This is a genomic window from Pelomicrobium sp. G1, from assembly GCF_051905455.1.
Taxonomy (GTDB): Bacteria; Pseudomonadota; Gammaproteobacteria; order Burkholderiales; family UBA6910; genus Pelomicrobium.
In genome coordinates this window covers 1-20,937 of sequence record NZ_JBQACR010000002.1, presented here as the reverse complement: position 1 = coordinate 20,937, position 20,937 = coordinate 1, and the positions used below count along the sequence as shown (strand labels likewise).

The 20,937-nt window shown below is 65.9% G+C and carries 22 protein-coding genes; 14 read left to right on the top strand and 8 right to left on the bottom strand.

All coding sequences use genetic code 11. The annotated features are described in order from the left end of the window. Window positions 1-126: 126 nt before the first annotated feature. The 8 genes from ACTFO6_RS02180 to ACTFO6_RS02145 form a co-directional block, all read right to left on the bottom strand. The gene (locus ACTFO6_RS02180) at window positions 127-906 is read right to left on the bottom strand and encodes a sulfite exporter TauE/SafE family protein (protein ID WP_439932812.1); all 780 of its coding nucleotides are present in this window, start codon (window positions 904-906) and stop codon (window positions 127-129) included. A gap of 200 nt (window positions 907-1,106) precedes the next feature. Next, window positions 1,107-1,535, bottom strand: a complete 429-nt coding sequence (locus ACTFO6_RS02175; protein ID WP_439932811.1) for a CBS domain-containing protein — start codon at window positions 1,533-1,535, stop codon at window positions 1,107-1,109. 77 nt (window positions 1,536-1,612) lie between these two features. Next, on the bottom strand, window positions 1,613-3,214 hold the full coding sequence (gene aceB, locus ACTFO6_RS02170; RefSeq protein ID WP_439932810.1) for a malate synthase A: 1,602 nt from the start codon (window positions 3,212-3,214) through the stop codon (window positions 1,613-1,615). A 192-nt stretch (window positions 3,215-3,406) separates the two neighbouring features. Then, window positions 3,407-4,177, bottom strand: a complete 771-nt coding sequence (phnE, locus tag ACTFO6_RS02165) for a phosphonate ABC transporter, permease protein PhnE (RefSeq protein WP_439932809.1) — start codon at window positions 4,175-4,177, stop codon at window positions 3,407-3,409. Continuing rightward, window positions 4,174-5,001: a PhnE/PtxC family ABC transporter permease gene (locus ACTFO6_RS02160; RefSeq protein WP_439932808.1), complete on the bottom strand. Its 828-nt coding sequence runs from the start codon at window positions 4,999-5,001 to the stop codon at window positions 4,174-4,176. The genes phnE and ACTFO6_RS02160 overlap by 4 nt, the downstream gene beginning before the upstream one ends. Further along, window positions 4,992-5,810, bottom strand: a complete 819-nt coding sequence (locus tag ACTFO6_RS02155) for a phosphonate ABC transporter ATP-binding protein (RefSeq protein ID WP_439932807.1) — start codon at window positions 5,808-5,810, stop codon at window positions 4,992-4,994. Before ACTFO6_RS02155 ends, ACTFO6_RS02160 begins: the two co-directional genes overlap by 10 nt. Next, window positions 5,807-6,646, bottom strand: coding sequence for a putative selenate ABC transporter substrate-binding protein (locus ACTFO6_RS02150; RefSeq protein ID WP_439932806.1), 840 nt, complete (start codon window positions 6,644-6,646; stop codon window positions 5,807-5,809). Before ACTFO6_RS02150 ends, ACTFO6_RS02155 begins: the two co-directional genes overlap by 4 nt. 194 nt (window positions 6,647-6,840) lie before the next feature. After that, window positions 6,841-7,995 (bottom strand): class I SAM-dependent methyltransferase, encoded by a 1,155-nt coding sequence (locus tag ACTFO6_RS02145; protein ID WP_439932805.1) that lies wholly within the window; start codon window positions 7,993-7,995, stop codon window positions 6,841-6,843. Window positions 7,996-8,056: 61 nt separating this feature from the next. Between ACTFO6_RS02145 and ACTFO6_RS02140 the strand changes: the two genes are divergently transcribed. The 14 genes from ACTFO6_RS02140 to ACTFO6_RS02075 form a co-directional block, all read left to right on the top strand. Then, on the top strand, window positions 8,057-8,839 hold the full coding sequence (locus ACTFO6_RS02140; protein WP_439932804.1) for a pteridine reductase: 783 nt from the start codon (window positions 8,057-8,059) through the stop codon (window positions 8,837-8,839). A gap of 123 nt (window positions 8,840-8,962) precedes the next feature. After that, complete coding sequence (locus ACTFO6_RS02135; RefSeq protein WP_439932803.1) at window positions 8,963-10,207, top strand: pyridoxal-phosphate-dependent aminotransferase family protein; 1,245 nt, start codon at window positions 8,963-8,965, stop codon at window positions 10,205-10,207. A 330-nt stretch (window positions 10,208-10,537) separates the two neighbouring features. Continuing rightward, a complete protein-coding gene (locus ACTFO6_RS02130; protein WP_439932802.1) occupies window positions 10,538-11,758 on the top strand; it encodes an aromatic ring-hydroxylating oxygenase subunit alpha in 1,221 nt (406 codons plus the stop codon). A gap of 66 nt (window positions 11,759-11,824) precedes the next feature. Continuing rightward, complete coding sequence (locus ACTFO6_RS02125) at window positions 11,825-12,289, top strand: aromatic-ring-hydroxylating dioxygenase subunit beta (protein WP_439932801.1); 465 nt, start codon at window positions 11,825-11,827, stop codon at window positions 12,287-12,289. A 44-nt stretch (window positions 12,290-12,333) separates the two neighbouring features. Further along, window positions 12,334-13,377, top strand: coding sequence for a 2Fe-2S iron-sulfur cluster-binding protein (locus ACTFO6_RS02120; RefSeq protein ID WP_439932800.1), 1,044 nt, complete (start codon window positions 12,334-12,336; stop codon window positions 13,375-13,377). 10 nt (window positions 13,378-13,387) lie between these two features. Continuing rightward, on the top strand, window positions 13,388-14,116 hold the full coding sequence (locus ACTFO6_RS02115) for a Rieske 2Fe-2S domain-containing protein (RefSeq protein ID WP_439932799.1): 729 nt from the start codon (window positions 13,388-13,390) through the stop codon (window positions 14,114-14,116). 116 nt (window positions 14,117-14,232) lie between these two features. After that, a complete protein-coding gene (locus ACTFO6_RS02110) occupies window positions 14,233-15,396 on the top strand; it encodes an ABC transporter substrate-binding protein (protein ID WP_439932798.1) in 1,164 nt (387 codons plus the stop codon). 91 nt (window positions 15,397-15,487) lie between these two features. After that, window positions 15,488-16,834 carry an ABC transporter permease subunit gene (locus tag ACTFO6_RS02105; protein ID WP_439932797.1) on the top strand — a complete coding sequence of 449 codons (1,347 nt, stop codon included), beginning with the start codon at window positions 15,488-15,490 and terminating at the stop codon, window positions 16,832-16,834. Continuing rightward, window positions 16,831-17,694, top strand: coding sequence for an ABC transporter ATP-binding protein (locus ACTFO6_RS02100; protein WP_439932796.1), 864 nt, complete (start codon window positions 16,831-16,833; stop codon window positions 17,692-17,694). Before ACTFO6_RS02105 ends, ACTFO6_RS02100 begins: the two co-directional genes overlap by 4 nt. Window positions 17,695-17,697: 3 nt before the next feature. After that, window positions 17,698-18,528 carry an ABC transporter permease gene (locus ACTFO6_RS02095; protein WP_439932795.1) on the top strand — a complete coding sequence of 277 codons (831 nt, stop codon included), beginning with the start codon at window positions 17,698-17,700 and terminating at the stop codon, window positions 18,526-18,528. An 18-nt stretch (window positions 18,529-18,546) separates the two neighbouring features. Beyond that, window positions 18,547-19,434 carry an ABC transporter ATP-binding protein gene (locus ACTFO6_RS02090; protein WP_439932794.1) on the top strand — a complete coding sequence of 296 codons (888 nt, stop codon included), beginning with the start codon at window positions 18,547-18,549 and terminating at the stop codon, window positions 19,432-19,434. Then, complete coding sequence (locus ACTFO6_RS02085) at window positions 19,434-19,625, top strand: hypothetical protein (protein WP_439932793.1); 192 nt, start codon at window positions 19,434-19,436, stop codon at window positions 19,623-19,625. The genes ACTFO6_RS02090 and ACTFO6_RS02085 overlap by 1 nt, the downstream gene beginning before the upstream one ends. A gap of 43 nt (window positions 19,626-19,668) precedes the next feature. Further along, window positions 19,669-20,556, top strand: coding sequence for a bifunctional methylenetetrahydrofolate dehydrogenase/methenyltetrahydrofolate cyclohydrolase FolD (gene folD / locus ACTFO6_RS02080; protein WP_439932792.1), 888 nt, complete (start codon window positions 19,669-19,671; stop codon window positions 20,554-20,556). 169 nt (window positions 20,557-20,725) lie between these two features. Then, a partial coding sequence (locus ACTFO6_RS02075; RefSeq protein ID WP_439932791.1) for a formate--tetrahydrofolate ligase occupies window positions 20,726-20,937 on the top strand: 212 nt, incomplete at its 3' end.

The window sequence follows — 20,937 nt, the reverse complement described above, 5'->3', positions numbered from 1 at the left end:
GGTCCGATTCTAATCACAGGGGCGCAACGCGATCTACCTCGATCGGAAGAAAAAGACCGATGCCGGGGGCACTTGCCCTGGAGCGGCGGGCGAAGGGCTGGGGCGGCGGTTGGACCCGATAGGGAATCAACGGCTCCACCAGGCGTAGAGCACCTGCAGGATCAGAAGGAGCGCCATAGCGAAGAGGGTCTTGTTGAGCCAGCCGTAATAGGTCGCGGTGTGGGCGCGGCTGCGCACCCGCGTTCCCCAGACGAGAAACAGGAGGCTGAGCAGGGTGAGCGGCACGGTGGCAAAGACGACTAAGCGCGTGATCTCGCCCGTAGCGGCGAGGGTCGCCGCCTGGGTCCCCTTCCCGAAGACGAAGCACAAGTTCATGATCTGCACCATGGCGGTGGGAGCGAGGCCCATGGCCATGAAATAGATCACCAGGGGCGGGATGGAAACGCTCACGGTGCCCGACAAGAAGCCGGCGAAGAGGCCCACGCTCGCCTCCGCCGTGCGCGGGGCGCGCTTGAGCCAGTCCCAGGAGAACTCCCGTAGCCGCGCCATGTTGAGATAGACGAGGATCATGAAGGCCAGCAGGAGCTTGAGCGGCTCGGCAGGCACGGCGAGCAGCACCTTGGTACCGAGCACGGCGCCGATGGGCATGTACACGGCCACCCGCCAGTGGCGCCCCAGGCTCTCGCCCCAGCGGCCCCCCTTGGCGATCAGGTAAAGGTTGACGGCGATGTTGGGCAGCACCGTGAGGATCACCGCGGTCTTCAGCTCGGTGACGAGAGCGATCAGGGCGAGGGTGATCAAGGGGAAGCCCATGCCCATGACGCCGTGTATCCAGGCGGCCGCGGCGACCACCAGGACCGCCCAGATCATCCAGGGCGAAGCGATGAAGGCGTCGATCTCTCCCATCCGACGGGGTGTCTTGGTGAAATATCCTGGCTGCCTGGAGCAGGGAGCAGAATAGGGGTCAGCGGCTAGCCAGCCATTGACCGAAGGCAAGAAAGAGCGGCGTGGAAGCCAGGCAGACTTCCCCTTCCTCCGGCGCGCCCTTCGTCTTTACGTTCGAGGCGCGACCTAGCAAGCAGCGGACGGGGAAGGACGTCCGGCCGTCAGCTCATGATGTAGTTTTCGAGCTGGCGGATGATGAACTCCTGCTCGGAGATGGTGTCCTTGACCAGGTCGCCGATGGAGATGACGCCGATCAGCCGGTCCCCTTCCATCACGGGAAGGTGGCGCACCCGCTTGTCGGTCATCAGTGCCATGCATTCTTCGTTGGTCTGATCCGGCCGCACGTAGATCACCGGCGCGCTCATCACGTCCTTCACCAGGATGTCCCGGGGCGGCTTCTCCAGCAGGAACATCTTGCGGGCGAAATCCCGCTCGGACACGATGCCCACGGGCTTGCCGTCCTCCACCGCGATCAGCGCCCCCACGTTGTGCTCGGCCATACGTTTCATCGCTTCCCGGGCGGTGGCGTCCGGGGAGATGGTGAGGACCAGATGCCCCTTGGCTTCGAGGAGCTGCCTGACGGTTTTCATGCCGCCTCCCTTGTTGTTGGCTGCGCTACGTCCGTTTTTATTTTAGGCCACCCGGGAGAAGGGGCGAAGGGCGGCCCTCAGTCGATCAGCTCGTAGGCGGGCAGGGTCAGGAACTCGACGAAGTGGTCGTCCGCCGTGATCCGGTCGAACAGCCGGGCGGCTTCCTGGTAGCGGCCGGCGTTCCAGGCTTCCTCTCCCAGGTGGGTCTTTACCTTGGGCAGCTCCTCGACGAGGAGGCTGCGGAATAGCTCCTTGGTCACCTTGCGGCCGTCCTCCAGCACTCCCTTGGGGGAGCGGATCCACTGCCAGATCTGGGAGCGGGCGATTTCGGCGGTGGCGGCGTCCTCCATGAGATGGAACACGGGAACGCAGCCGTTGCCGGAAAGCCAGGCCCCCAGGTACTGGATGCCCACCGAGACGTTGTTGCGCAGGCCCGCCTCGGTGATGGGCTTCTCCGGCTGGAAGTTGAGCAGGTCTCGAGCGCTCACCTGCACGTCGGGCCGCTGCTTGTCGTACTGGTTGGGCTTGGGCATGTACTGGTCGAAGACCGCCTTGGCCACCGGCACCAGGCCCGGATGGGCGACCCAGGTGCCGTCGCAGCCGTCGGTCACTTCCCGGATCTTGTCCTGCCGGACTTTCTCCAGCGCCTCCTCGTTGGCCTTGGGATCGTCCTTGATGGGAATCTGGGCCGCCATGCCGCCCATGGCCGGCGCGCCGCGACGGTGGCAGGTCTTGACCAGCAGCAGCGCATAGGCGCGCATGAAGGGGGCGGTCATGGTCACCTTGGCTCGGTCGGCCAGACAGAAGTCCCTGTTGGAGCGGAACTTCTTGATGCAGGAAAAGATGTAGTCCCAGCGGCCGATGTTTAAGCCCGAGGAGTGTTCCTTAAGCTCCCATAGGATCTCGTCCATCTCGAAGGCCGCCAATACGGTCTCGATCAGCACCGTGGCCTTGATGGTGCCCCGGGGGATACCCAAGGCGTCCTGGGCCCAGTTGAATACGTCGTTCCACAGCCGCGCCTCCCGGTGGCTTTCCAGCTTGGGCAGGTAGAAGTAGGGTCCCGTGCCCTGCCGGATGAGCTCCCGGGCGTTGTGGAAGAAGAACAACCCAAAGTCGAACAGGGGGCCGGACACCGGCTGGCCGTCCACCCGCATATGCCGCTCGACCAGGTGCCAGCCCCGGGGCCGCACCAGGAGCACGGCGGTCTTGTCGTTCAGCCGGTAGTGCTTGCCTGCCTGGTCGAAGGTGATGGTGCGCCGGACCGCGTCCCGCAGGTTGCGCTGGCCGTCCACCATGTTGTGCCAGGTGGGACAGTTGGCGTCCTCGAAGTCCGCCATGTAGGTGGAGGCGCCGGAATTGAGGGCGTTGATCACCATCTTGCGGTCGGTGGGCCCGGTGATCTCCACCCGCCGGTCCAGGAGATCCTTAGGCTGTGCGGCGACGGTCCATTCCGACTCCCGGATCTCCCGGGTGTCGGGGAGAAAATCGGGGAGCGCGCCGGCATCGAACGCCTCCTGCCGCTCGGCCCGGGCGTCCAGCAGCGCTTGTACCCGCCGGCCGAATTCCCGCTGCAACCTGGCGACGAAGGCGACCGCGTCGGGGGTCAGGATTTCGGCGAACTCAGGAGAAATCGGGGCTGTGATTTCGACGCCCGGCGGATACTCGAAGGGCTTGTTCATCTGCGCACTCCCTTGGAATCGTTAGCGGCACGGAAACGGCCGATTATACTGCATTGCAGCAAATGCGCGACCGTTTCAGCGGGGAGAAACCCGGCTGAGCCTGTCCGTCGTTATTTTTTAAGAATAGCGCTTCTGCAGGATGGGGGAAAACCCCGGATCGGGGGTCAGCCGGAGCGGTCCGACAAGGGGCTCTCAGGCGCCGGCAGGCAGCAGACGCCGCCGCAGGAAGGCGCTGGCGGCGTCCACGGCGACCACCAGGAGGAGCATGGCGGCGATGAGGGTAAGCGCTTGCTGTTGCTGAAACAGGCTCAAAGACACGTAGAGCATCTGTCCCAGCCCGCCGGCGCCGACGAATCCCAGGACTGTCGCCATGCGGATGTTGATCTCCCAGCGGTACAGGGCGTAGGCCACGAGCTGGGGGAAGACGCCGGGCAGCGTCCCGTAGAGAAAGGCCAGCGCCGGGGACGCGCCGCTTTCCTTGAGCGCCCGGGCGGGCTCCGGGGGTGCGTTCTCCAGGGTCTCGGCGAAGAGTCGCCCCAGCACCCCGCTCGTGTGCAAGGCCAGGGCCAAGGTGCCGGCGAAGGGCCCCAGCCCCGCCGCCAGCACCATGAGGGCCGCCCAGACCAGTTCCGGCACCGAGCGCAGGAAATTGAGCAAGAGCCGGGAGGGAAGCCGAAGGAGCTGCCCGAAGCGTCCCGCGGCCGGGAGGGAAAGGGCGAGCCCCCCGAGCACGGCCAGCAACGTCCCTACGGCGGAGATGGCCAGGGTCTCCCCGATCCCCCGGGCGACCTGCCGCAGCAGGGGGAGCGAGAGATCCGGCGGGAAGAAGCCCCGGGCGTAGGCGAGCATCTGCCGGGCTGCCTCCGGGGAAAAAAGGGCCTGCAGGTTCAGGGACAAGGCGCCGAAGGAGAGGGCGACGGCGGCCGCCAGCCCGATCCCCGCCAGCCAGCGTTCCCCTCTCATGCCACCGCCCTGCGCAGAATCGCGCTCACGCCGTCCGCCAGGAGTACCAGGAGCAGGAAGGTGAGGAGCAGGGTGCACACCTCGCCCCCTTCCAGCATGCGCATCGACAGCTCCATCTGCTGACCGAGGCCGCCCGCGCCCACGAATCCCATGATGACCGAGGCCCGCACCGCGCACTCCCAGCGATAAACGCTGTAGGACACGACCTCGGGGGCCGCCGCGGGCAGCACGCCGTAGAAGAAAGCGCCCAGGCGCCCGCTGCCCGCCTCCAGCAGCGCTCGGGCGGGGCGGGTGTCCGCCGACTCGAAAATCTCCCCGTAGATCTTGCCCAGCATGCCGCCGTAGCTCACGGCGATGGCGAGCACCGCCGCCGCCGGGCCCAGGCCCACCGCCCGCACCAGGAGGAGGGCCCACACGATCTCCGGCACCCCCCGCAGCACCGCCAGGAGCAGCCGCAAGCTCCCCCGCACCGCCTGGCCCAGCCGCCGGCCGGGACCGGGCCCGATGCGGGAGATGGAAAGGCTGCGGGCCACGGCGAAGGCGAGGGGGAAGGCGATCACCATGGCCAGAAAAGTGCCGGCGGTGGCCATGGCCAGGGTTTCCAGGGTGGCCCTGAGGGTGAGGCGCAGGAACTCGGCGTCCAGGGCGGGGGGCAGGAACAGGGCGAAAAACTGGCCCATGGTCTCCCGCTGGCGGGCGTCGAAGAACACCCCCGGGTCGAATTCGGTCCAGCGCAGCCCGGGCACCAGCAGCGCAAGGAGCAGCACCGTGGCGGCGAGCCGGGGCAGCGCCGCCAGGTCCCGGTCAGGCGGGCTCAATAACATAGGGGCTTGCGGGCAATGCCCCGGACCGGGGCGGGGAGGGGACGCCCGTCCTGTGTGGGCGGGACCGGGGTCTCCCCGGCGTAGAGGGATTCCAGCAGGCCGTCGGTGATCCGCACCGGCGGCAGATCGAACAGGATCTCTCCGTCTTTGAGGCCGATCACCCGGGGGAACCAGCGCAGGGCCAGATCCACCGCGTGCAGGCTCGCCAGCAAAACGACGCCCCGGGCCTGGGCATCCCGCTGCAGCTCCCCGATCACCCGATCCGCCAGGACGGGATCCAGGGAGGAGACCGGCTCGTCGGCCAGCATCAGGTCCGGCTGCTGGTAAAGCAGGCGGGCCACGGCCACTCGCTGGAGCTGGCCCCCGGAGAGCCGGTCGCAGCGGTCGAAGAGGCGCTCGGCCAGGTCCAGCCGCGCGAGCGCCGCCCGGGCGCCGGGAATATCCACGGGATAGGCGAGGGAGGCCAAGGCCTTCCACCAGGGCCAGCGGCCCAGGCGGCCGGCCAGCACCGCCGTTACGGTCCGCTGCCGGGGCGGGAGGGGGGGCGACTGGTGCACCATGCCGATGCGGGTGCGCAGCCTCCGAAGTGCCCGGCGCTTAAGGCGCCAGGGGTCGGACCCCAGGATTTCCACCCGCCCGCTCGTGGGCTTCAAACTGGTGGCCAGGATGCGCAGCAGGGTGGTTTTCCCGGCTCCCGAGGGGCCGATGACCGCGACTCGTTCTCCCCGCTCGATCCGCAAGCTCACGCCCCGCAGGGCGACCCGACCGCCCGGGTGGCGCAGCTCCACTTGCGCAAGGCGCAGGCTCACTTAATCAGCCCCGCAGCCCGGGCGGCGGCTTCGATGCCCTGGTAGTTCTCCGGCTTTGTCGGCACGTAGCGGGTCGCCCGCTGGAGGGCGAGGATCTCCTTGTGGGCCGGGTTCCTCGGGTCAAGTTTCAGGAAGGCGTCGGTCAGCTTCCTCACCAGGGCTGGATTCAGGTCGCCCCGCACCGTCCAGTTGTAGTCGTAATAGGGGGGCGTGGTGTAGAACACCCGGACCTGGGCCGGGTCCACTTTCCCCGATTCCACGAGCTTTTCCCATACCGAGGCGTTCAAGGCGCCGGCGTCGGCCCGGCCCGCGGCGACCCAGGCGGCGGTCGCGTCGTGGGCCCCGGAGAAGGCGACGCGCTTGAAGTCCTTCTCCGGGTGGATACCGTTTTGCATCAGGTAATAACGCGGCATCAGGTGGCCCGAGGTGGACGAAGGAGAGCCGAACACGAAGGTGCGCCCCTTTAAGTCCGTGAGCCCCTGGATGCCGCTGCCGGCGGCGGTCACAAACTTGCTGGTGAACGCTTCGTCCTCCTGGCGCTGGACGATGGGGAGGGCGTTGCCGGTGCGCAGCCGCGCTTGCACGAAGGTGAAGCCGCCGAGCCAAGCGAGATCCACTCGCCCCGCAGCCAGGGCTTCCACTACGGCAGCATAGTCGGTCACCGGGACGAAGGTGACCTTCATTCCCAGCTCGTTTTCCAGATACTTGCCCAAGGGTTCGAACTTGCGCAGAAGCTCGGTGGGGGCTTCATCGGGAATGGCGCTCACCCGCAGGGTCGTCTCGGCGGAAGCGAGGGCGGCGAAAGCCGAGAGGATGAGGGCGAGCAGCGCGCGCATAAAAACCTCCGGGGGGTTATACGAGACGGATGAGCAGAGGATTTGCGCACGCTACCATCGGACCCATGCCGCTTCAACCCTGCGGGCGACGGGGTGTTATAGGAAGGCTCGATCAGCCACGGATGGACACGGATTTCCACCGGCGAGGATCGGGGTTGTTGTCTCATCCGTGGCTCCCATGAAAATGGGTGTTCTCAGGCCAGCGCGTGGCTGCGGTCACCAGCGGCAAAGCCGAGCAGCGGCGCGGAGAGGCCGCGCCCGAGGGCGAGCACTTTGAAAAGTTCCCCCATCTCGGCGGGGGAGAGGAGCTTGTGGGCTTCCATTGCCAGGGGGAGGTAGCGGGCCGCGTCTTCCGCCGGCACCGTCGCCAGCAGCTCGAGCAGGCCGCAGTTCAGGAGGAAGCGGGCCTGGCTCGCGTAGCCCAGCACCTCCAAGCCGGCTTCCCGCGCCGCGCGGGCGGCGGCAGTGAAGTCCACGTGGGCGGTGATGTCCTGCAGCCCCGGCCACAGGAAGGGATCGTCGTGGGCCCGGTGCCGGTAATGGCACATGAGGGTGCCGGCGGCGCGCTGGGGATGGTAGTACTCCGCAGCGGGAAAGCCGTAATCGACGAAGAGCAGGACACCCTCCTCGAGAAGCCCGCCTAAAGTCCTCACCAGGGCGGGCGCGGCGAGGGAGATCTCGCTGACATAATCCGCTGGCGCCACGATCGCCTCGGCGGCGCGGCGAAGCTCCGGATGGGCGAGGGGGCGCTCGCGCCAGACGAAGGCGTCGCCCTCGACGGCCACACCCCGCTCGAACAATCCCTGCTTGCGCCAGGCCACCAGGTGCACCGGCAGGGCGTCCAACACCTCGTTTCCGATCACCGCGCCGCGAAACGCCGCCGGCAGCGCGTCGAGCCACCGCACCCGGTCCCGGAGCCGCTCCGGGAGCCGGGCCAAGCGCCTCGCCTGCTGCTCCCGCAGCGCCGGGCTCACTTCCAGGATCAGATAGGCTTCAGGCGCCCGCCCCAGGGCTTCCAGCTCGGCGAGCAGATCCTCCGCCAGCCGGCCGCTGCCCGCCCCCAGCTCCAGCACCGCCCCGCCGCAGCGCTCGAGGACCTGGGCCACTTGCCGCGCCAGGGCGCGGCCGAACAGGCGGGAGATTTCCGGCGCGGTGACGAAATCCCCCTCGGGGCCCAGCTTGGCGGCCCCCACGGCGTAGTAGCCCAGGCCCGGGGCGTACAGGGCCAGCTCCATGTAGCGGGCGAAGGAAATCCAGCCGCCGGCCCGGGCGATCTCGCCGCGGATGTGGGCCGCGACGCGCCGGCTGTGGGCCTCACCTGCCTCATCGGGCGCAGGCAGTGCGCTCATGGCGTCGGGATCGATCTCCCGGCACAGGGGAGCGGCGGGGAACAGGGACGAGTGTGGTAAATTGGCTGCTTCGATCGAACGTGGCGCAAGTGTAGTGGAAGCCGTGCTCTCGGGCCAAGTGGCCCTGGTCACCGGTGGAGCCAAGCGGGTGGGCGCCGCCATCTGCCGCTTTCTCCACGGCGCGGGGGCCCGGGTCATGATCCATCATCGGGCTTCCCGGGCCGAAGCCGAGGTCCTCGGCGCCGAGCTCAACCGGCAGCGGCCCGATTCCGCCGACATCGTCCAGGGGGACTTGCTGGACGCGGGCACCCCGGGGCGGCTGGTGGAGGCGGTGCTCGCGCGCTTCGGGCGCCTGGACATCCTGGTGAATAACGCCTCCAGCTTTTTTCCCACGGCGGTGGGGGGAATCACGGAAAGCGCCTGGCAGGACCTCATGGGCACCAACCTCAAGGCGCCCCTGTTCCTGTCCCAGGCGGCGAGCCCCGAGCTGCGCCGCCGCCGGGGCGCCATCGTCAACATCACCGACATCCACGCCGATCGGCCCATGCGCGGCTACGTGGTCTACAGCATCGCCAAGGCGGGGCTCGCGGCCCTCACCCGCTCCCTCGCCCTGGAGCTGGGCCCCGAGGTACGGGTGAACGCGGTGGCCCCCGGCCCGGTGTTGTGGCCGGAGGACAGCCACTGGTCCGCCGACATCCGCCACCGGATCATCGAGCAGGTGCCCTTGCAGCGGCAGGGAGAGCCCGAGGACATCGCCCGCGCGGTGGTGTACTTGGTGGCCTACGCCCCCTACGTGACCGGCCACACCATTGCGGTAGACGGGGGGCGTTCCGTAAGCCTTTGACCCTACGGGCCGAATACGGTCTTTGCGCGCGAAATCCAAGCAATTGATATAATACATTTTTCTTTGTGGCCGCAGCGGCTTGCGACCGCCGCGGGTGTGCGTCTCTACTTTACGGAAAAGATCATGAAATTCCGCCCCGGCAAAAAAATCAGCACCTTCTACCCGCCCCAGCGCACCCTCATGGGACCGGGGCCCTCGGACATCCATCCTCGGGTGCTCTCCGCGCTCTCCCGCCCGACCATCGGTTACCTGGACCCGGTGTTCGTCGCCATGATGGACGAGCTGAAGGCCATGCTGCGCTACGCCTTCCAGACCGCCAACGAGGTGACTTTCCCTGTCTCGGGCCCAGGCTCGGTGGGCATGGAGATCTGTTTCGTCAACATGGTGAACCCGGGCGACAAGGTGATCGTGTGCCGCAACGGGGTCTTCGGCGGCCGGATGATCGAGAACGTGGAGCGTTGCCAGGGCGTGCCCGTGGTGGTGGACGACGCCTGGGGGGAGCCCGTGGATCCCAACAAGGTGGAGGATGCGATCAAGAAGAATCCCGACGCCAAGATCCTCGCCTTCGTGCACGCGGAAACTTCCACCGGGGTGCTCTCCGACGCCAAGACGCTGTGCGAGATCGCCCACCGGTATGGGCTGATGACCCTCGTGGACACGGTGACCTCGCTGGGCGGAGTGCCGGTGAAAGTGGACGAATGGGGTATCGACGCCTGCTATTCCGCGAGCCAGAAATGCCTGTCCTGCACGCCCGGGCTCTCCCCCGTGACCTTCAGCGACCGGGTGGTGGAGATGGTGAGAAAACGGGAGGAAAAGGTCCATAGCTGGTTCCTGGACCTGGGGCTGCTCCTCACCTATTGGGGCGACACCACCCGCACCTACCACCACACGGCCCCCACCAACAGCCTGTACGCGCTGCACGAAGCGCTCCTCATGCTGCAGGAAGAGGGACTGGAGCGCGCTTGGGCCCGCCATCGGCGCAACCACCTGGCCCTCAAGGCCGGCCTGGAGACCTTCGGGCTCGAACTCCTGGTCAAGCCCGAGTACCGGCTGCCCCAGATGAACGCGGTCAAAGTCCTGCCCGGCGTGGATGAGGCGGAAGTTCGCCGCCGGCTACTGCACGACTACAACCTGGAGCTGGGCGCGGGCTTGGGCGACCTCAAGGGCAAGATCTGGCGCTTCGGCATCATGGGCTACTCCTGCAAGATGGAGAACGTGATGCTGTGCCTGTGCGCGCTGGAGACCGTGTTCGCCGACATGGGGTTGAAGGTGGAATTCGGCGCCGCCGAGGCCGCGGCCTACCACGCCTACGCCAAGAACCCCTCGCCCTTGCGCCCGGGCGACGCCGCCCGGGTGGCGGTGGCCTAGCGGACGTCGCCGCAGCCGTCTTACCCTCCGGGTTCCCGGGCGCATCCGATCGGACTCTCCCCGCCGGTGGAAGCCCTCCGCCTCATCTTGCGCACAGGGCCCGCCCGCGCTCATGCAGCCGCGGGCAGGCTGGCATGTTTCGGTTGGCAAGGGGAAGACTCGCCTCGTTTCCTTTGGAAACGGGCGCGGGCTTCGCGCCGACGCCGACCGTCTTGATATAAGCGCATATTTTTTTTGCGGAAAAGGCGATCGGACGGAAGGCGTCCGTCGCTGGTACGAATCCTGCAGAAGGGGTGGGAACGTATTGTTTAGTCCAGGAGAGAGGTCGCGATGTCCAGAAATGCCACTCAATGGGCCCAGCGCCCCAAGTTCCCCCCGACCCATTACGTGGACACCCGGGTCTATACCAGCGAGGAGTTGTTCCGCGAGGAGATCGACAAGATCTTCAACAAAGTGTGGATCATCGCCTGTCACGAAAGCGAGATCCCCAACCCCTACGATTACCGCACCTTCCGCCACCCGGGGGGTGAGAACCTGATCATCATCCGCGGCGACGACGACCGGATTCGCGCCTTCTACAACATCTGCCCGCACCGGGGGAACGTGATCCTCTACGACCCCTCGGGCAACGCCAAGCGCATGACCTGCATCTTCCACGCCTGGTCGTTCGACTGCCGCGGCAACTGCATCGACATCTCCCGAGGCAAGGAGGGATACCAGGACCGGCTGAAGTTGGAGGACGTGGGCTTGAGGGAAGTGCGCTGCGAGGTGGGCTACGGCGGCTTCGTGTGGGTCAACGTGGACGACAACGCGTGCACGCTGAAGGAATACATCGGCGACGCGCTCTCCATGCTGGAGCCCCACATGCAGGAGCCGCTGGAGGTGTTCCACTTCCACAAGGCCGTGGTGAACACCAATTACAAGTTGTGGCACGACACCAACAGCGAGTTCTACCACGACTACATGCACTACTTTAACCGCATCACCGGCATGCTCCAGCCCGGCTATTTCGACCGCAAGTACGTGGGCTATCCCAACGGCCACGCCTCGGTGGGCTCCATGGAGATCAAGTACGACAAGTACGAGGGCAGCAAGGACCGCAAGGTGGGCTGGCCGGGGCTTGCGCCGGGGGGGTGGATCCTGATCGACATCTTCCCGGGAATGACCTACAACCTGCGCACCTCGGTGTTGCGCATGGACACGGCCATCCCGCTGGGCCCCAATAAGGTGATCATCGAGTTCCGCGGCCTGGGGCTCAAACGCGACACGCCCGAGATGCGCGCCGAACGCATCTACGATCACAACATGATCTGGGGACCGTTCGGGCGCAACCTCCACGAGGACCTGCTGGGCGTGCACGGCCAGGGCATTGCCATGCGCGACGAGCGCACCGACAGCCGCTGGGTGCTGCACGGTCGCGAGGAGAACATGACCATCCACGACGAAGGCGGCATGCGCCACTACTACGCCGAATGGAGCCGGCGCATGGGCCGGGCGGCTTACGACCCGTTCGGCGATCGGGGTCTGGCCGGAAAGGCGGCCGCCGCTTAAACGGGGCACAGGGCGCCCGCCCGGGGGCACGGCCCCGCGGGCGGCGCGGCCGGAGCGAGGAGAGCTATGAGCAACGCTAGAACCATGGTCGAAGAGCTGGTCTACAGATCGTGCATGCTCTTGGACGAAAAGGACTTCAAGGGATACCTGGATCTGTGCGATCCGGAGTTTCGCTACACCATCACCGCGTACAGCCCAGAGATCAAGCGGGAGATGACCTGGCTCGAACACGACAAGGCCGGGATACAGACTCTGTTCAACAATCTGCCGCGCCACAACAGCGATCATTCGCCCCTCACCCGCCACGTCACCGTGTACACCGTGACGGTGGACGACGCCAAGAAGGAGGCGCAGGTGGTCTCGGGTCTGCAGGTGTTCAAGACCACCCTGGACGGGGGCATCACGGAATTATTCGGCGTGGGCAAGCTCTACGACACCGTGCGGCTCAACGGGGACAGCGCCAGGCTCCTGCGGCGCAACGTGCGGCTGGATACGCGGATGCTGGGCATCGGCTACCACATTCCATTTTGACCCCGCCGGCGCGCAGCCGCTGGCCATAACGACAAAGGAAGAGGATGAAGGTGCAGGTCAACGCCCGCAACCGGGCGTACCAGTTCGAATGTGCCCCTGGGGAGAAGATTTTGTTCGCGGGCCTGCGCAACGCTGTGGACCTGCCCTACGAGTGCGGCAGCGGCACCTGCGGCACGTGTAAGGCGAAGCTGATCGAGGGGGAGATCCACGACCCCTGGCCCCAGGCGCCGGGCACCCGCCTGCTGAAGAGCGCCCAGGGCGAATTCCTCATGTGCCAGTGCGAGCCGAAGAGCGACCTCTCCATCGAGGTGGCCAACTTCGTCTACTACGCCGACCCGGGCGCCTGTATCCCGGCTTTCTACCACGGGCGCATCGAGTCCCAGGCGCGGCTCACCCATGACGTGCTGGCCTTCCGCGTGGCGCTGGATGCCCCCATGGACTTCGACGCCGGCCAGTTCGTGCTGGCGGAGGCCCCTGCGGTGCGGGGCTTTCGCGGCTACTCCATGGTCAACTTCGAGCGGCGGGCGAGCCGTCTCGAGTTCGTGGTGAAGAAAAAGCCCGGCGGGGGCTTCTCCGAGTGGCTCTTCGACGGGAGCGTGCAAGGGGCTGAGCTTCGCCTCTTCGGGCCCTTGGGCAAGGCCACCTTCTACCCGGGGCTCGGCAAGAACGTCCTGTGCATCGCCGGAGGCAGCGGGATCGCCGGCATGATGTCCATTCTCTCCCGCGGCTGCCAGGAGCGCTACTTTAGCCAGTACAAGGGCTACGTCTTCTTCGGCGTGCGCTCGGCGCGGGACGTCTTCTATCTCGAGGCGCTGGAGGGCTTCCGCCGGGAGTTTCCCGACAACCTCGAGATCACCGTGGCGCTCTCCGACGAGCCGGTGCCGCAGGCGCTCGTCGACCGTTACCCGGGGCTTGCCTTCGACCAGGGGCTGGTGCACGAGGTGGCGGCAAGACGCATGGAAGGAAGGTACCAGAACGTGCGGGCGTATCTCGCCGGCCCGCCGCCCGCGGTGGAGGCGGCAATCCGCATGCTGTTGCTCAAGGCTAAATTGACCACCGACAACATCCGCTACGACAAATTCAGCTAAGGTCCACGGCGTGAGCAAGAAAATGGTATGCCGGGTGGAAGAGGTTCCGCCTGGCGCTCTGAAAGAGGTCGAGGTGGAAAGCGGGCTCAAGGTGCTGGTGGCCAACGCGGGCGGGGACTTTTACGCCTGCCAGGCCATCTGCCCTCACCAGGAGGTGCCCCTGTGCGAGGGCCTGTTCGACGGCGAGGTGCTCACCTGCCACATGCACCTATGGCAATGGGATATCCGCACGGGCGCGCCCCAGGGCCTTGCGGAATCGCCTTTGCAGATCTTCGACATCACGGTGGAGGACGGCGCGATCTATCTCGCGCCGCCGAGCGCCTTGGACTCCTCCGAGCTGTTCAAGGGGCTGCCGCGGGAAACCCTGGCCGCGCTCCAGGCGCTGTGCAGGTCCGAGACCCATCCCGAGGGGAGCACCTTGTACCGGGTTGGAGACCCTGCGGAAGACCTCTATATCCTGGAGAGCGGGCGGGTGGAGTTCTTGATCGGGCGCGACGAGCGCACTACGCCGGCAGGGTTCGTGCTGCGCACCGGCGAAGTATTCGGCTGGGCGGCCCTCATGGACGGGCAGCCGTCCCGGATCGCCCGGGCGACTTGTTTGGAGAAGTCTTCGGTGTTGCGGATGAACGGAAGAGAGGTGCTCAAGGTTCTGGAGTCCGACCCGGCGTCGGGGTATCTGGTGATGCGGCGGCTGGCCGAGCTGATCACCCGTTACCTCACGGCTTCCGGAGCGAAGTAGCAGGCGTTCGCGGCCCGGATCGGAGGCCAGATTCCCGGCCGCCGCTCCGGAACGACAAAAAGTGGAAAAAGCCGCGCGTTCAATCATCCTTAATCCTTAGGAGATAGGAGGGCAAAATGAGCATTTTATCCAGTGAGCGGTTCAAAGCGGGCGCACGGCGGGTATTGGGGTTGGCCGGGGCGGCCGTGTTCGGGCTCTCGGCGAGCGCCGGCCTCGCCCAGCAGACCCTGAGCTTCGGCAAGCCGGGCGAGCCGGTCAAGCTGGTGGTGGGCTACCAGCCCTATTACACCGAGTCCTGGTCCGGCGTGGTGATGCGTGGGAAAAAATTCTACGAGAAATACCTGCCCAAGGGCTCCGAGGTGGAGTTCCAGATCGGCCTCCAGGGTGCCATCATCGTCAACAACATGCTGGCCGGCAAGCAGCACATCGGCTACATGGGGGACATGCCGGCCATCGTGTCCACAACCAAGCAGAACGTGGCCGACATCCGCATCGTCGCCAACCTGGGACTGGGCTGGGACCAGTGCAACGCCTTCCTGGTGCGCACCGACGCGCCGGAGTTCAAGAGCGACAAGGAAGCCATCCAGTGGCTGAACGGCAAGCAGGTGGCGGTGCCTAAGGGAAGCTGTACCGACCGCTTCGCCCAGGCGGTGTTCAAGAAGTACAACGTCCAGCCGGCGGCCTATCTCAACCAGAACATCGAAGTGATCACCAGCGGCTTCCGCGCCAAGAAGCTGGACGCGGCGGTCATGTGGGAACCCACCACCTCCCGGCTGATCGAGGAGGGGCTGGCGCGGCTGGTGGCCACCGGCCGCTCGGCCCAGGAGAACGACGGCGGCTTCCTCGCCATGCGGGCCGATCTGATCCAGCAGCGGCCCGACGTGGTGAAGGCTTGGCTGCAGGCGGAGCTGGACGCCCAGCTTTTCCTGGCCGACCCCAAGAACGCGGCCGAAGTGGTCCGGATGGCTCAGGAGCAGACCACGGGGTTCCCGGCTAAGGCGTTGTGGAGGTCGGCCTACGGCGAGCATGCCAAGGAGGCCGGGGGCGGGCCGGAGCGCATCCTCCTGCACTATACCATCACCCCCGAGGCGGAAGAGCTGATCAAGCGGGCGACGGCCTTCCTCTACGAGATCAAGACCATCAACACGCCGACGCTGCGTCCCGAGGCGGTCATGCCCCAGTTCACCCAGGAGATCCTCAAGGAGCGTGGTCTGAAGGCGCCCATCGGGATCGTCAAAGCCTTGCCTGAATCGGAGTTCCAGGCGGCATTCAAGCAATAAGAGCAACGGTGGCCGGCCGCCCAGCGGCCGGCCACCCCGACCCACAGGGGCGAGAATTACTTCAGCGAAACCCCAGGAGGAGGTAACGGGCATGGAATTGGCCACGAGGACGGTCCGGACGGAGGACACCGTTGGCCTGCTCAAAAGCGCGATGCCGTTCCAGGTGGTCTCCAACGAGATGCTGGAAGCTATTGCGCGGGCGGCGCGGCGAGTCTCGTATAAGGCTGGCGAAGTGATCTATAACCGCGGCGACCGGGCCGACGATCTGTTCGTGGTGGTACGCGGGCGTGTGGAGCACGTCCTCGGGCCGGGGGCCGGCGCCACTAACCTGCTGCGCATTCTGGGGCCCGGCGAGGTTTTCGGCTGGGCGGCACTGCTCAAGAGCCAACCCTACCGGCTGGCCAAATCTACCGCCGTCGAAGATACCGAGTGTCTGGCGATCAACGGCGACGCCCTGCTGCGCATCCTGGAGTCGGACCCGGAGACGGGCGACGTGGTGATGAGCCGCTTTGCCACCATGATCACCCGGGATTTCACCGTGCCGGAGTGGGTGGCGCAACTGCGGCCGGTGGGCCGGCGCGCGGCGCCCCAACAGTTGACGGGGCTGGCGCTCACCATGTTCCGGTTGGCCCAGTGGCTGAGGAGCCCGCGCCCCTATCTCATGGCGATCGGCTTTTCCCTGGTTCTCGGCTTCTGGTACCTGGCGGTGGAAGTATGGAAGCTGCCGCGATTCGAGCAGATGCCAGGGCTTACCGCGGTGGTCAAGGAATGGTTGAGCCCCGACCCGGCCTACGGCCTCTCCATTTATACCCCCGAATACTACCAGCACATCTGGGTGAGCTGCCGACGGGTCGGCATCGCCTTCTTCCTGGCTACCGCACTCGGCGTGCCCTTGGGGTTGTTCCTCGGCTGGTCGCCGAAGTTCAAGGAATACGTGTTTCCGGTGTTCGAGATGCTGCGGCCGATCCCGATCCTCGCCTGGGTGCCCCTGGCGATTCTCATGTTCAAGGGCCTAGAGACGCCGGTCATCTTCCTTACCTTCCTCGCCTCGTTTTACGCTACCGCGCTGAACACCATGCTGGGGGTGCAGTCCATCGACGAGTCCTATTTCCGCGCCGCCTATTGCCTGGGGGCGAGCCGCTGGCAGACTTTCCGCCACATCATCATCCCCGGGGCGCTGCCCTTCATCTTCACCGGATTGCAGATCTCGGTGGGGGTGGCCTGGTTTTCCCTGGTGGCCGCGGAGATGGTATCCGGCCAGTTCGGCCTGGGCTACGTGATCAACAACTCCTACACCACCGTGCGCTATCCCACCATCATCATCGGCATGGTGACCCTGGGCGCGGTCGGCTACATCACCAGCGCCCTGGTGCGGATCGTCGGAGACCACCTGATGCAATGGCGAGTTCGCGAGCTCGCTTTGGGAGGGCAATCATGATGAGGGAGCCGTCCGCCAACTTCGCGCCGCTGAGCCCCACGGGCAAGGGCGCCATCCGCATCCAGGACGTGGTCAAGATCTACGACCCGGACGGGGCGGCGGTGCTGGCGGTGGACCACTGCTCGGTGGACATCGCCCCCGGCGAGATCTGCATGATCGTAGGCCCTTCGGGGTGCGGCAAGACCACGCTCCTCAACGCCATCGCCGGCTTCCACAGCATCAACTCCGGCGCCATCTACCTGGACGGGGAAATGCTGTGCGGGCCAGGCAAGCCCAAGGCGGAGCCGGGGCCCGACCGCATCGTGGTGTTCCAGAACGGTGCCCTCTTCCCCTGGAAGACCGTGCTGGAGAACGTGGCCTTCGGTCCGGTCATGCAGGGCAAGATGACCTGGAAGGAGGCGTGCGAAAAGGCCCGGGGAATGATGGCGGACGCAGGGCTCTCGGGCACCGAGCAGAGCTATCCGGGAGAGCTCTCCTCCGGGGTGCGGCGCCGGGTGGAGATCGTGCGGGCCCTCATGAACGATCCCAAGGTGCTGCTCTTGGACGAGCCGTACCGGGCCTTGGATTCCCTCACCAAGTCGGTGATGCACGAAGCGCTGCTGGAGATCTACTACAAGAACAAGGTCACCATTTTCTTCATCACCCATGACCTGGAAGAAGCGATTTTCTTGGGGCACCGGGTGGTCATCATGACCACGCGACCGTGCAAGCCGAAGAAAATCCTCGAAGTGGACATCCCCCATCCGCGGGATTACGGCGTGCTCACGGCGCCGCGCTTCCGCGAGCTGATGGACGAGACCATGGAGGCGGTGCACGAGGAGGCGCTGAAAGCCTTCGCCGCCGGCGAGAAGGAGGGTTGATCCGTGGACGTGGCAGCGATCAGGAAAACCCTGTTTAGCCGCACCGTGGGGCGCGGCATTGTATCCATCGCGGTGTTCGTGCTCCTTTGGGAGGTCGGCTCGCGCTGGAAACAGTGGTTCGGCTTCGAGCTGCCCTGGATCGGAGCGGTGCCGGCCCCCTCGTCGGTGATCGAGGTGTGGCTCGGGCTGCTCTACGATCTGGGCTACTGGCTGAGCTGGTACAAGAGCACCTTGCGGGTGTTCGCCGGCTTCATCGCGGCCATGATCGTGGGCATCCCCTTCGGGCTCATGATGGCCATCAGCCGCACGGCCTACGGCGTCCTGTTCCCGCCCTTCGAGGTGTTGCGCCCGATCCCGCCCCTTGCCTGGGTGCCGGCCTCCATCATTTTCTGGCCGACCCAGGAGATGTCCATCGCCTTCGTCACCTTCCTGGGGGCGTTCTACACCATCGTGATCAATGTGCTGGGGGGCGCCAAGTCCATCGACGTGCGCTATTTCCAGGCGGCCCGCTCCATGGGGGCGACGCGCTGGAACGTGTTCCGTCGCATCATCCTGCCCGGCACATTGCCCTCCATCGTGGTGGGGGCGGCGGTGGGCATGGGCATCACCTGGGAGGTGGTGGTGGCCGCGGAAATGATCTCCGGCGGCGGGGGCGCCATCCAGGCGAGCGGGGCCGGGGGCGGCCTCGGGTTTTTCATCTGGAACTCCTACGTCGGGGGCTCCTACGAGCAGATCGTGGTGGGCATGATCTCCATCGGCATCGCCGGGTATATCTCCAGCGGCATCGTGCGCAAGCTGGGCGAGCTGTCCACCCCCTGGTTAAGGGTCCGGTAGAACTCGGGAGACGCTTCAATGGCAACGGTACTCAAAACGACCTCCAGAGCCGGCCTCGGCAAGGTGCAGGCCGGTGAAATCGAGGTCAATCAGGTCAGCAAGTCCTACGGCGTGGAACGGTTCGCCAAGGAGGTGGTCAAGGATTGCTCGTTCACGGTGCAGCGCCACAAGCTCACCGTGATGATCGGCCCCTCCGGTTGCGGCAAGAGCACCTTGATCCGCCTGATGGCGGGCTTCGAACAGCCCTCGAGCGGCACCATCACTCTGGATGAAAAGCCCGTGAGCGGTCCAAGTCACGACAGACTGGTCGTCTTCCAGGAAACGGCCCTGTTCCCCTGGATGACCACTTACGAGAACATCATGTACGGACCGAAGGCGCGGGGCGAGGACACGCAAAAAAACCGGGAATTCGCCGAGTTCCTGCTGGATAAGGTGGGGCTCACCCAATTCCGCGACAAGTACCCGAACCAGCTCTCGGGGGGCATGCAGCGGCGGGCGGAACTGGCTCGCGCCATGATCAACAACCCCTCCGTGATGCTCCTGGACGAGCCGTTCCGCGGGCTCGACGCCATGACCAAGGAGTTGATGTGGGAGTACTACGCGGCGCTTTTCGAGGAGACCCGTCGTACCAACTTTTTTGTCACCACCGACATCGACGAGGCGATCTTTCTCGCCGACCGGCTGCTTATCATGACCAACATCCCCACTCGGGTGCGAGCGGTGCTGGAAGTGGACGTACCCCGTCCCAGGAAGCTCAAGGATATCGTCGAGAACGACCGGGCCAACGACATTAAAATGCAGGCCCTGTCCCTGCTCCACGAGGAGGCGATGAAGTCCTTCGCCGGGGGCAGCAAGGCAGCGGCGGATTTCGTGGAAGCCTACTCCCGCAGGATAGCGAAACGCTGATGGACTGGCTGCTCAACCGGGAAGTGGTGATCGCCCTGGCGGTGGTCGGAGCGCTGGCGGCGCTCGCCGCCTCCCTGTTCCAGGAGCGGCTCGGGCATGTGCGGACCGCATGGCTCAACCGTTGCGCCTATGCCCTGACCGGTGCCAGCATCATGATTTTTATCGTGCTCGGGTTCCTGACGCCCGCTTGAGAGGGAACGGGCGGGTCTTCGGAAAAAGGGCGAGGAGTCGAAAGTGACGGCGAAGATCATCGACGGGGTGGCCGTGGCGGCCAAGGTGCGGGCGGGTTACCGGGCCCGGGTCGAGGCGTTGAAGGCTCGGGGCGTGGTGCCGGGGCTAGCGGTGGTGATGGTGGGGGAGAACCCCGCCTCCAAGGTGTACGTGGGCAACAAGGTGAAGGCTTGCCGGGAGGTGGGGCTGCACTCGGAGGTGCACAGCTTCCCCGCCGATACTCCCCAGGAAGAGGTGCTGCGGGCGATCGAAGCGCTCAACGCCGATCCGGCGATCCACGGCATCATCGTGCAGTTGCCCCTGCCGCCCCACTACAACATGCGCCGATTGCTGGAGGCCATCGATCTTTCCAAGGACGTGGACGGCTTTCACCTGTACAACGTGGGGGGGCTGGTGATCGGCGACACGGTCTTTCCCCCCTGTACCCCCTACGGCGTGCAGGTGCTGCTCGAGCACACCGGCATCCCCATCGAGGGGCAGAACGTGGTGGTGGTGGGCGCCTCCAACATCGTGGGCAAGCCCATGGCCTTGATGCTCCTGGCCCGGGAGGCGACGGTGGCTATCTGCCACATCAAGACGCGGGAGCTAGCCCAGTTTACTATCCTCGCCGACATCCTGGTGGTGGCGGCGGGGCGGCCCAACCTGATTACTGCCCCCATGGTCAAGCGCGGAGCGGTGGTGATCGACGTGGGCATCAACCGGCTGCCGGACGGGCGGCTGGTGGGAGACGTGGACTTCGACGCGGTAAAGGAGAAAGCGTCCTGGATCACCCCGGTGCCTGGGGGTGTGGGGCCGATGACGGTGACCATGCTCTTGGGCAACACCATCGCCGCCGCCGAGCGCCAGCTCGAGCGAGCGCTCAAGCAAGGCGGAACCCGGGTGGCGGTCTGACGAGCCCGCAGGGCTTCGCGGCAGTCGCTTCTCGAACCGTGGAAGGCAGTCTCGCCACACACCGGCTATAACGTCGTGGCATCCCTTCCGCATCTGCTGACGGTCGATTTGCGAGAAATGGTTCCGTTTAGGCTTTGTTCGATCTCTTTCTCTATTTTTATCGAATATGCTGAGCGACATTGAAATCGCGCAACGTGCCAAGATGAAGCGCATCCGGGAGGTGGCCGAGGGGCTGGGGGTTCCCGAGGACGCCCTGGAGCCCTACGGGCATTACAAGGCGAAGGTGTCGCTCGAGTGGGTGGAAAGCCTCAAGTCGCGCCGCGACGGCAAGCTCATCCTGGTGACCGCGATCAGTCCCACCCCCGCAGGGGAGGGCAAGAC

Bases quoted from the DNA above. Each gene is read 5' to 3' on its own strand.
- ACTFO6_RS02085 (WP_439932793.1), top strand. From the start codon at position 19,434: ATGGACTGGCTGCTCAACCGGGAAGTGGTGATCGCCCTGGCGGTGGTC.
- ACTFO6_RS02110 (WP_439932798.1), top strand. From the start codon at position 14,233: ATGAGCATTTTATCCAGTGAGCGGTTCAAAGCGGGCGCACGGCGGGTA.
- ACTFO6_RS02180 (WP_439932812.1), bottom strand. From the start codon at position 906: ATGGGAGAGATCGACGCCTTCATCGCTTCGCCCTGGATGATCTGGGCG.
- ACTFO6_RS02130 (WP_439932802.1), top strand. From the start codon at position 10,538: ATGTCCAGAAATGCCACTCAATGGGCCCAGCGCCCCAAGTTCCCCCCG.
- ACTFO6_RS02120 (WP_439932800.1), top strand. From the start codon at position 12,334: ATGAAGGTGCAGGTCAACGCCCGCAACCGGGCGTACCAGTTCGAATGT.
- ACTFO6_RS02135 (WP_439932803.1), top strand. From the start codon at position 8,963: ATGAAATTCCGCCCCGGCAAAAAAATCAGCACCTTCTACCCGCCCCAG.
- ACTFO6_RS02150 (WP_439932806.1), bottom strand. From the start codon at position 6,646: ATGCGCGCGCTGCTCGCCCTCATCCTCTCGGCTTTCGCCGCCCTCGCT.
- ACTFO6_RS02125 (WP_439932801.1), top strand. From the start codon at position 11,825: ATGAGCAACGCTAGAACCATGGTCGAAGAGCTGGTCTACAGATCGTGC.
- ACTFO6_RS02100 (WP_439932796.1), top strand. From the start codon at position 16,831: ATGATGAGGGAGCCGTCCGCCAACTTCGCGCCGCTGAGCCCCACGGGC.
- ACTFO6_RS02105 (WP_439932797.1), top strand. From the start codon at position 15,488: ATGGAATTGGCCACGAGGACGGTCCGGACGGAGGACACCGTTGGCCTG.
- phnE (WP_439932809.1), bottom strand. From the start codon at position 4,177: ATGAGAGGGGAACGCTGGCTGGCGGGGATCGGGCTGGCGGCCGCCGTC.
- ACTFO6_RS02160 (WP_439932808.1), bottom strand. From the start codon at position 5,001: ATGTTATTGAGCCCGCCTGACCGGGACCTGGCGGCGCTGCCCCGGCTC.
- ACTFO6_RS02175 (WP_439932811.1), bottom strand. From the start codon at position 1,535: ATGAAAACCGTCAGGCAGCTCCTCGAAGCCAAGGGGCATCTGGTCCTC.
- ACTFO6_RS02090 (WP_439932794.1), top strand. From the start codon at position 18,547: ATGGCAACGGTACTCAAAACGACCTCCAGAGCCGGCCTCGGCAAGGTG.
- aceB (WP_439932810.1), bottom strand. From the start codon at position 3,214: ATGAACAAGCCCTTCGAGTATCCGCCGGGCGTCGAAATCACAGCCCCG.
- ACTFO6_RS02145 (WP_439932805.1), bottom strand. From the start codon at position 7,995: ATGAGCGCACTGCCTGCGCCCGATGAGGCAGGTGAGGCCCACAGCCGG.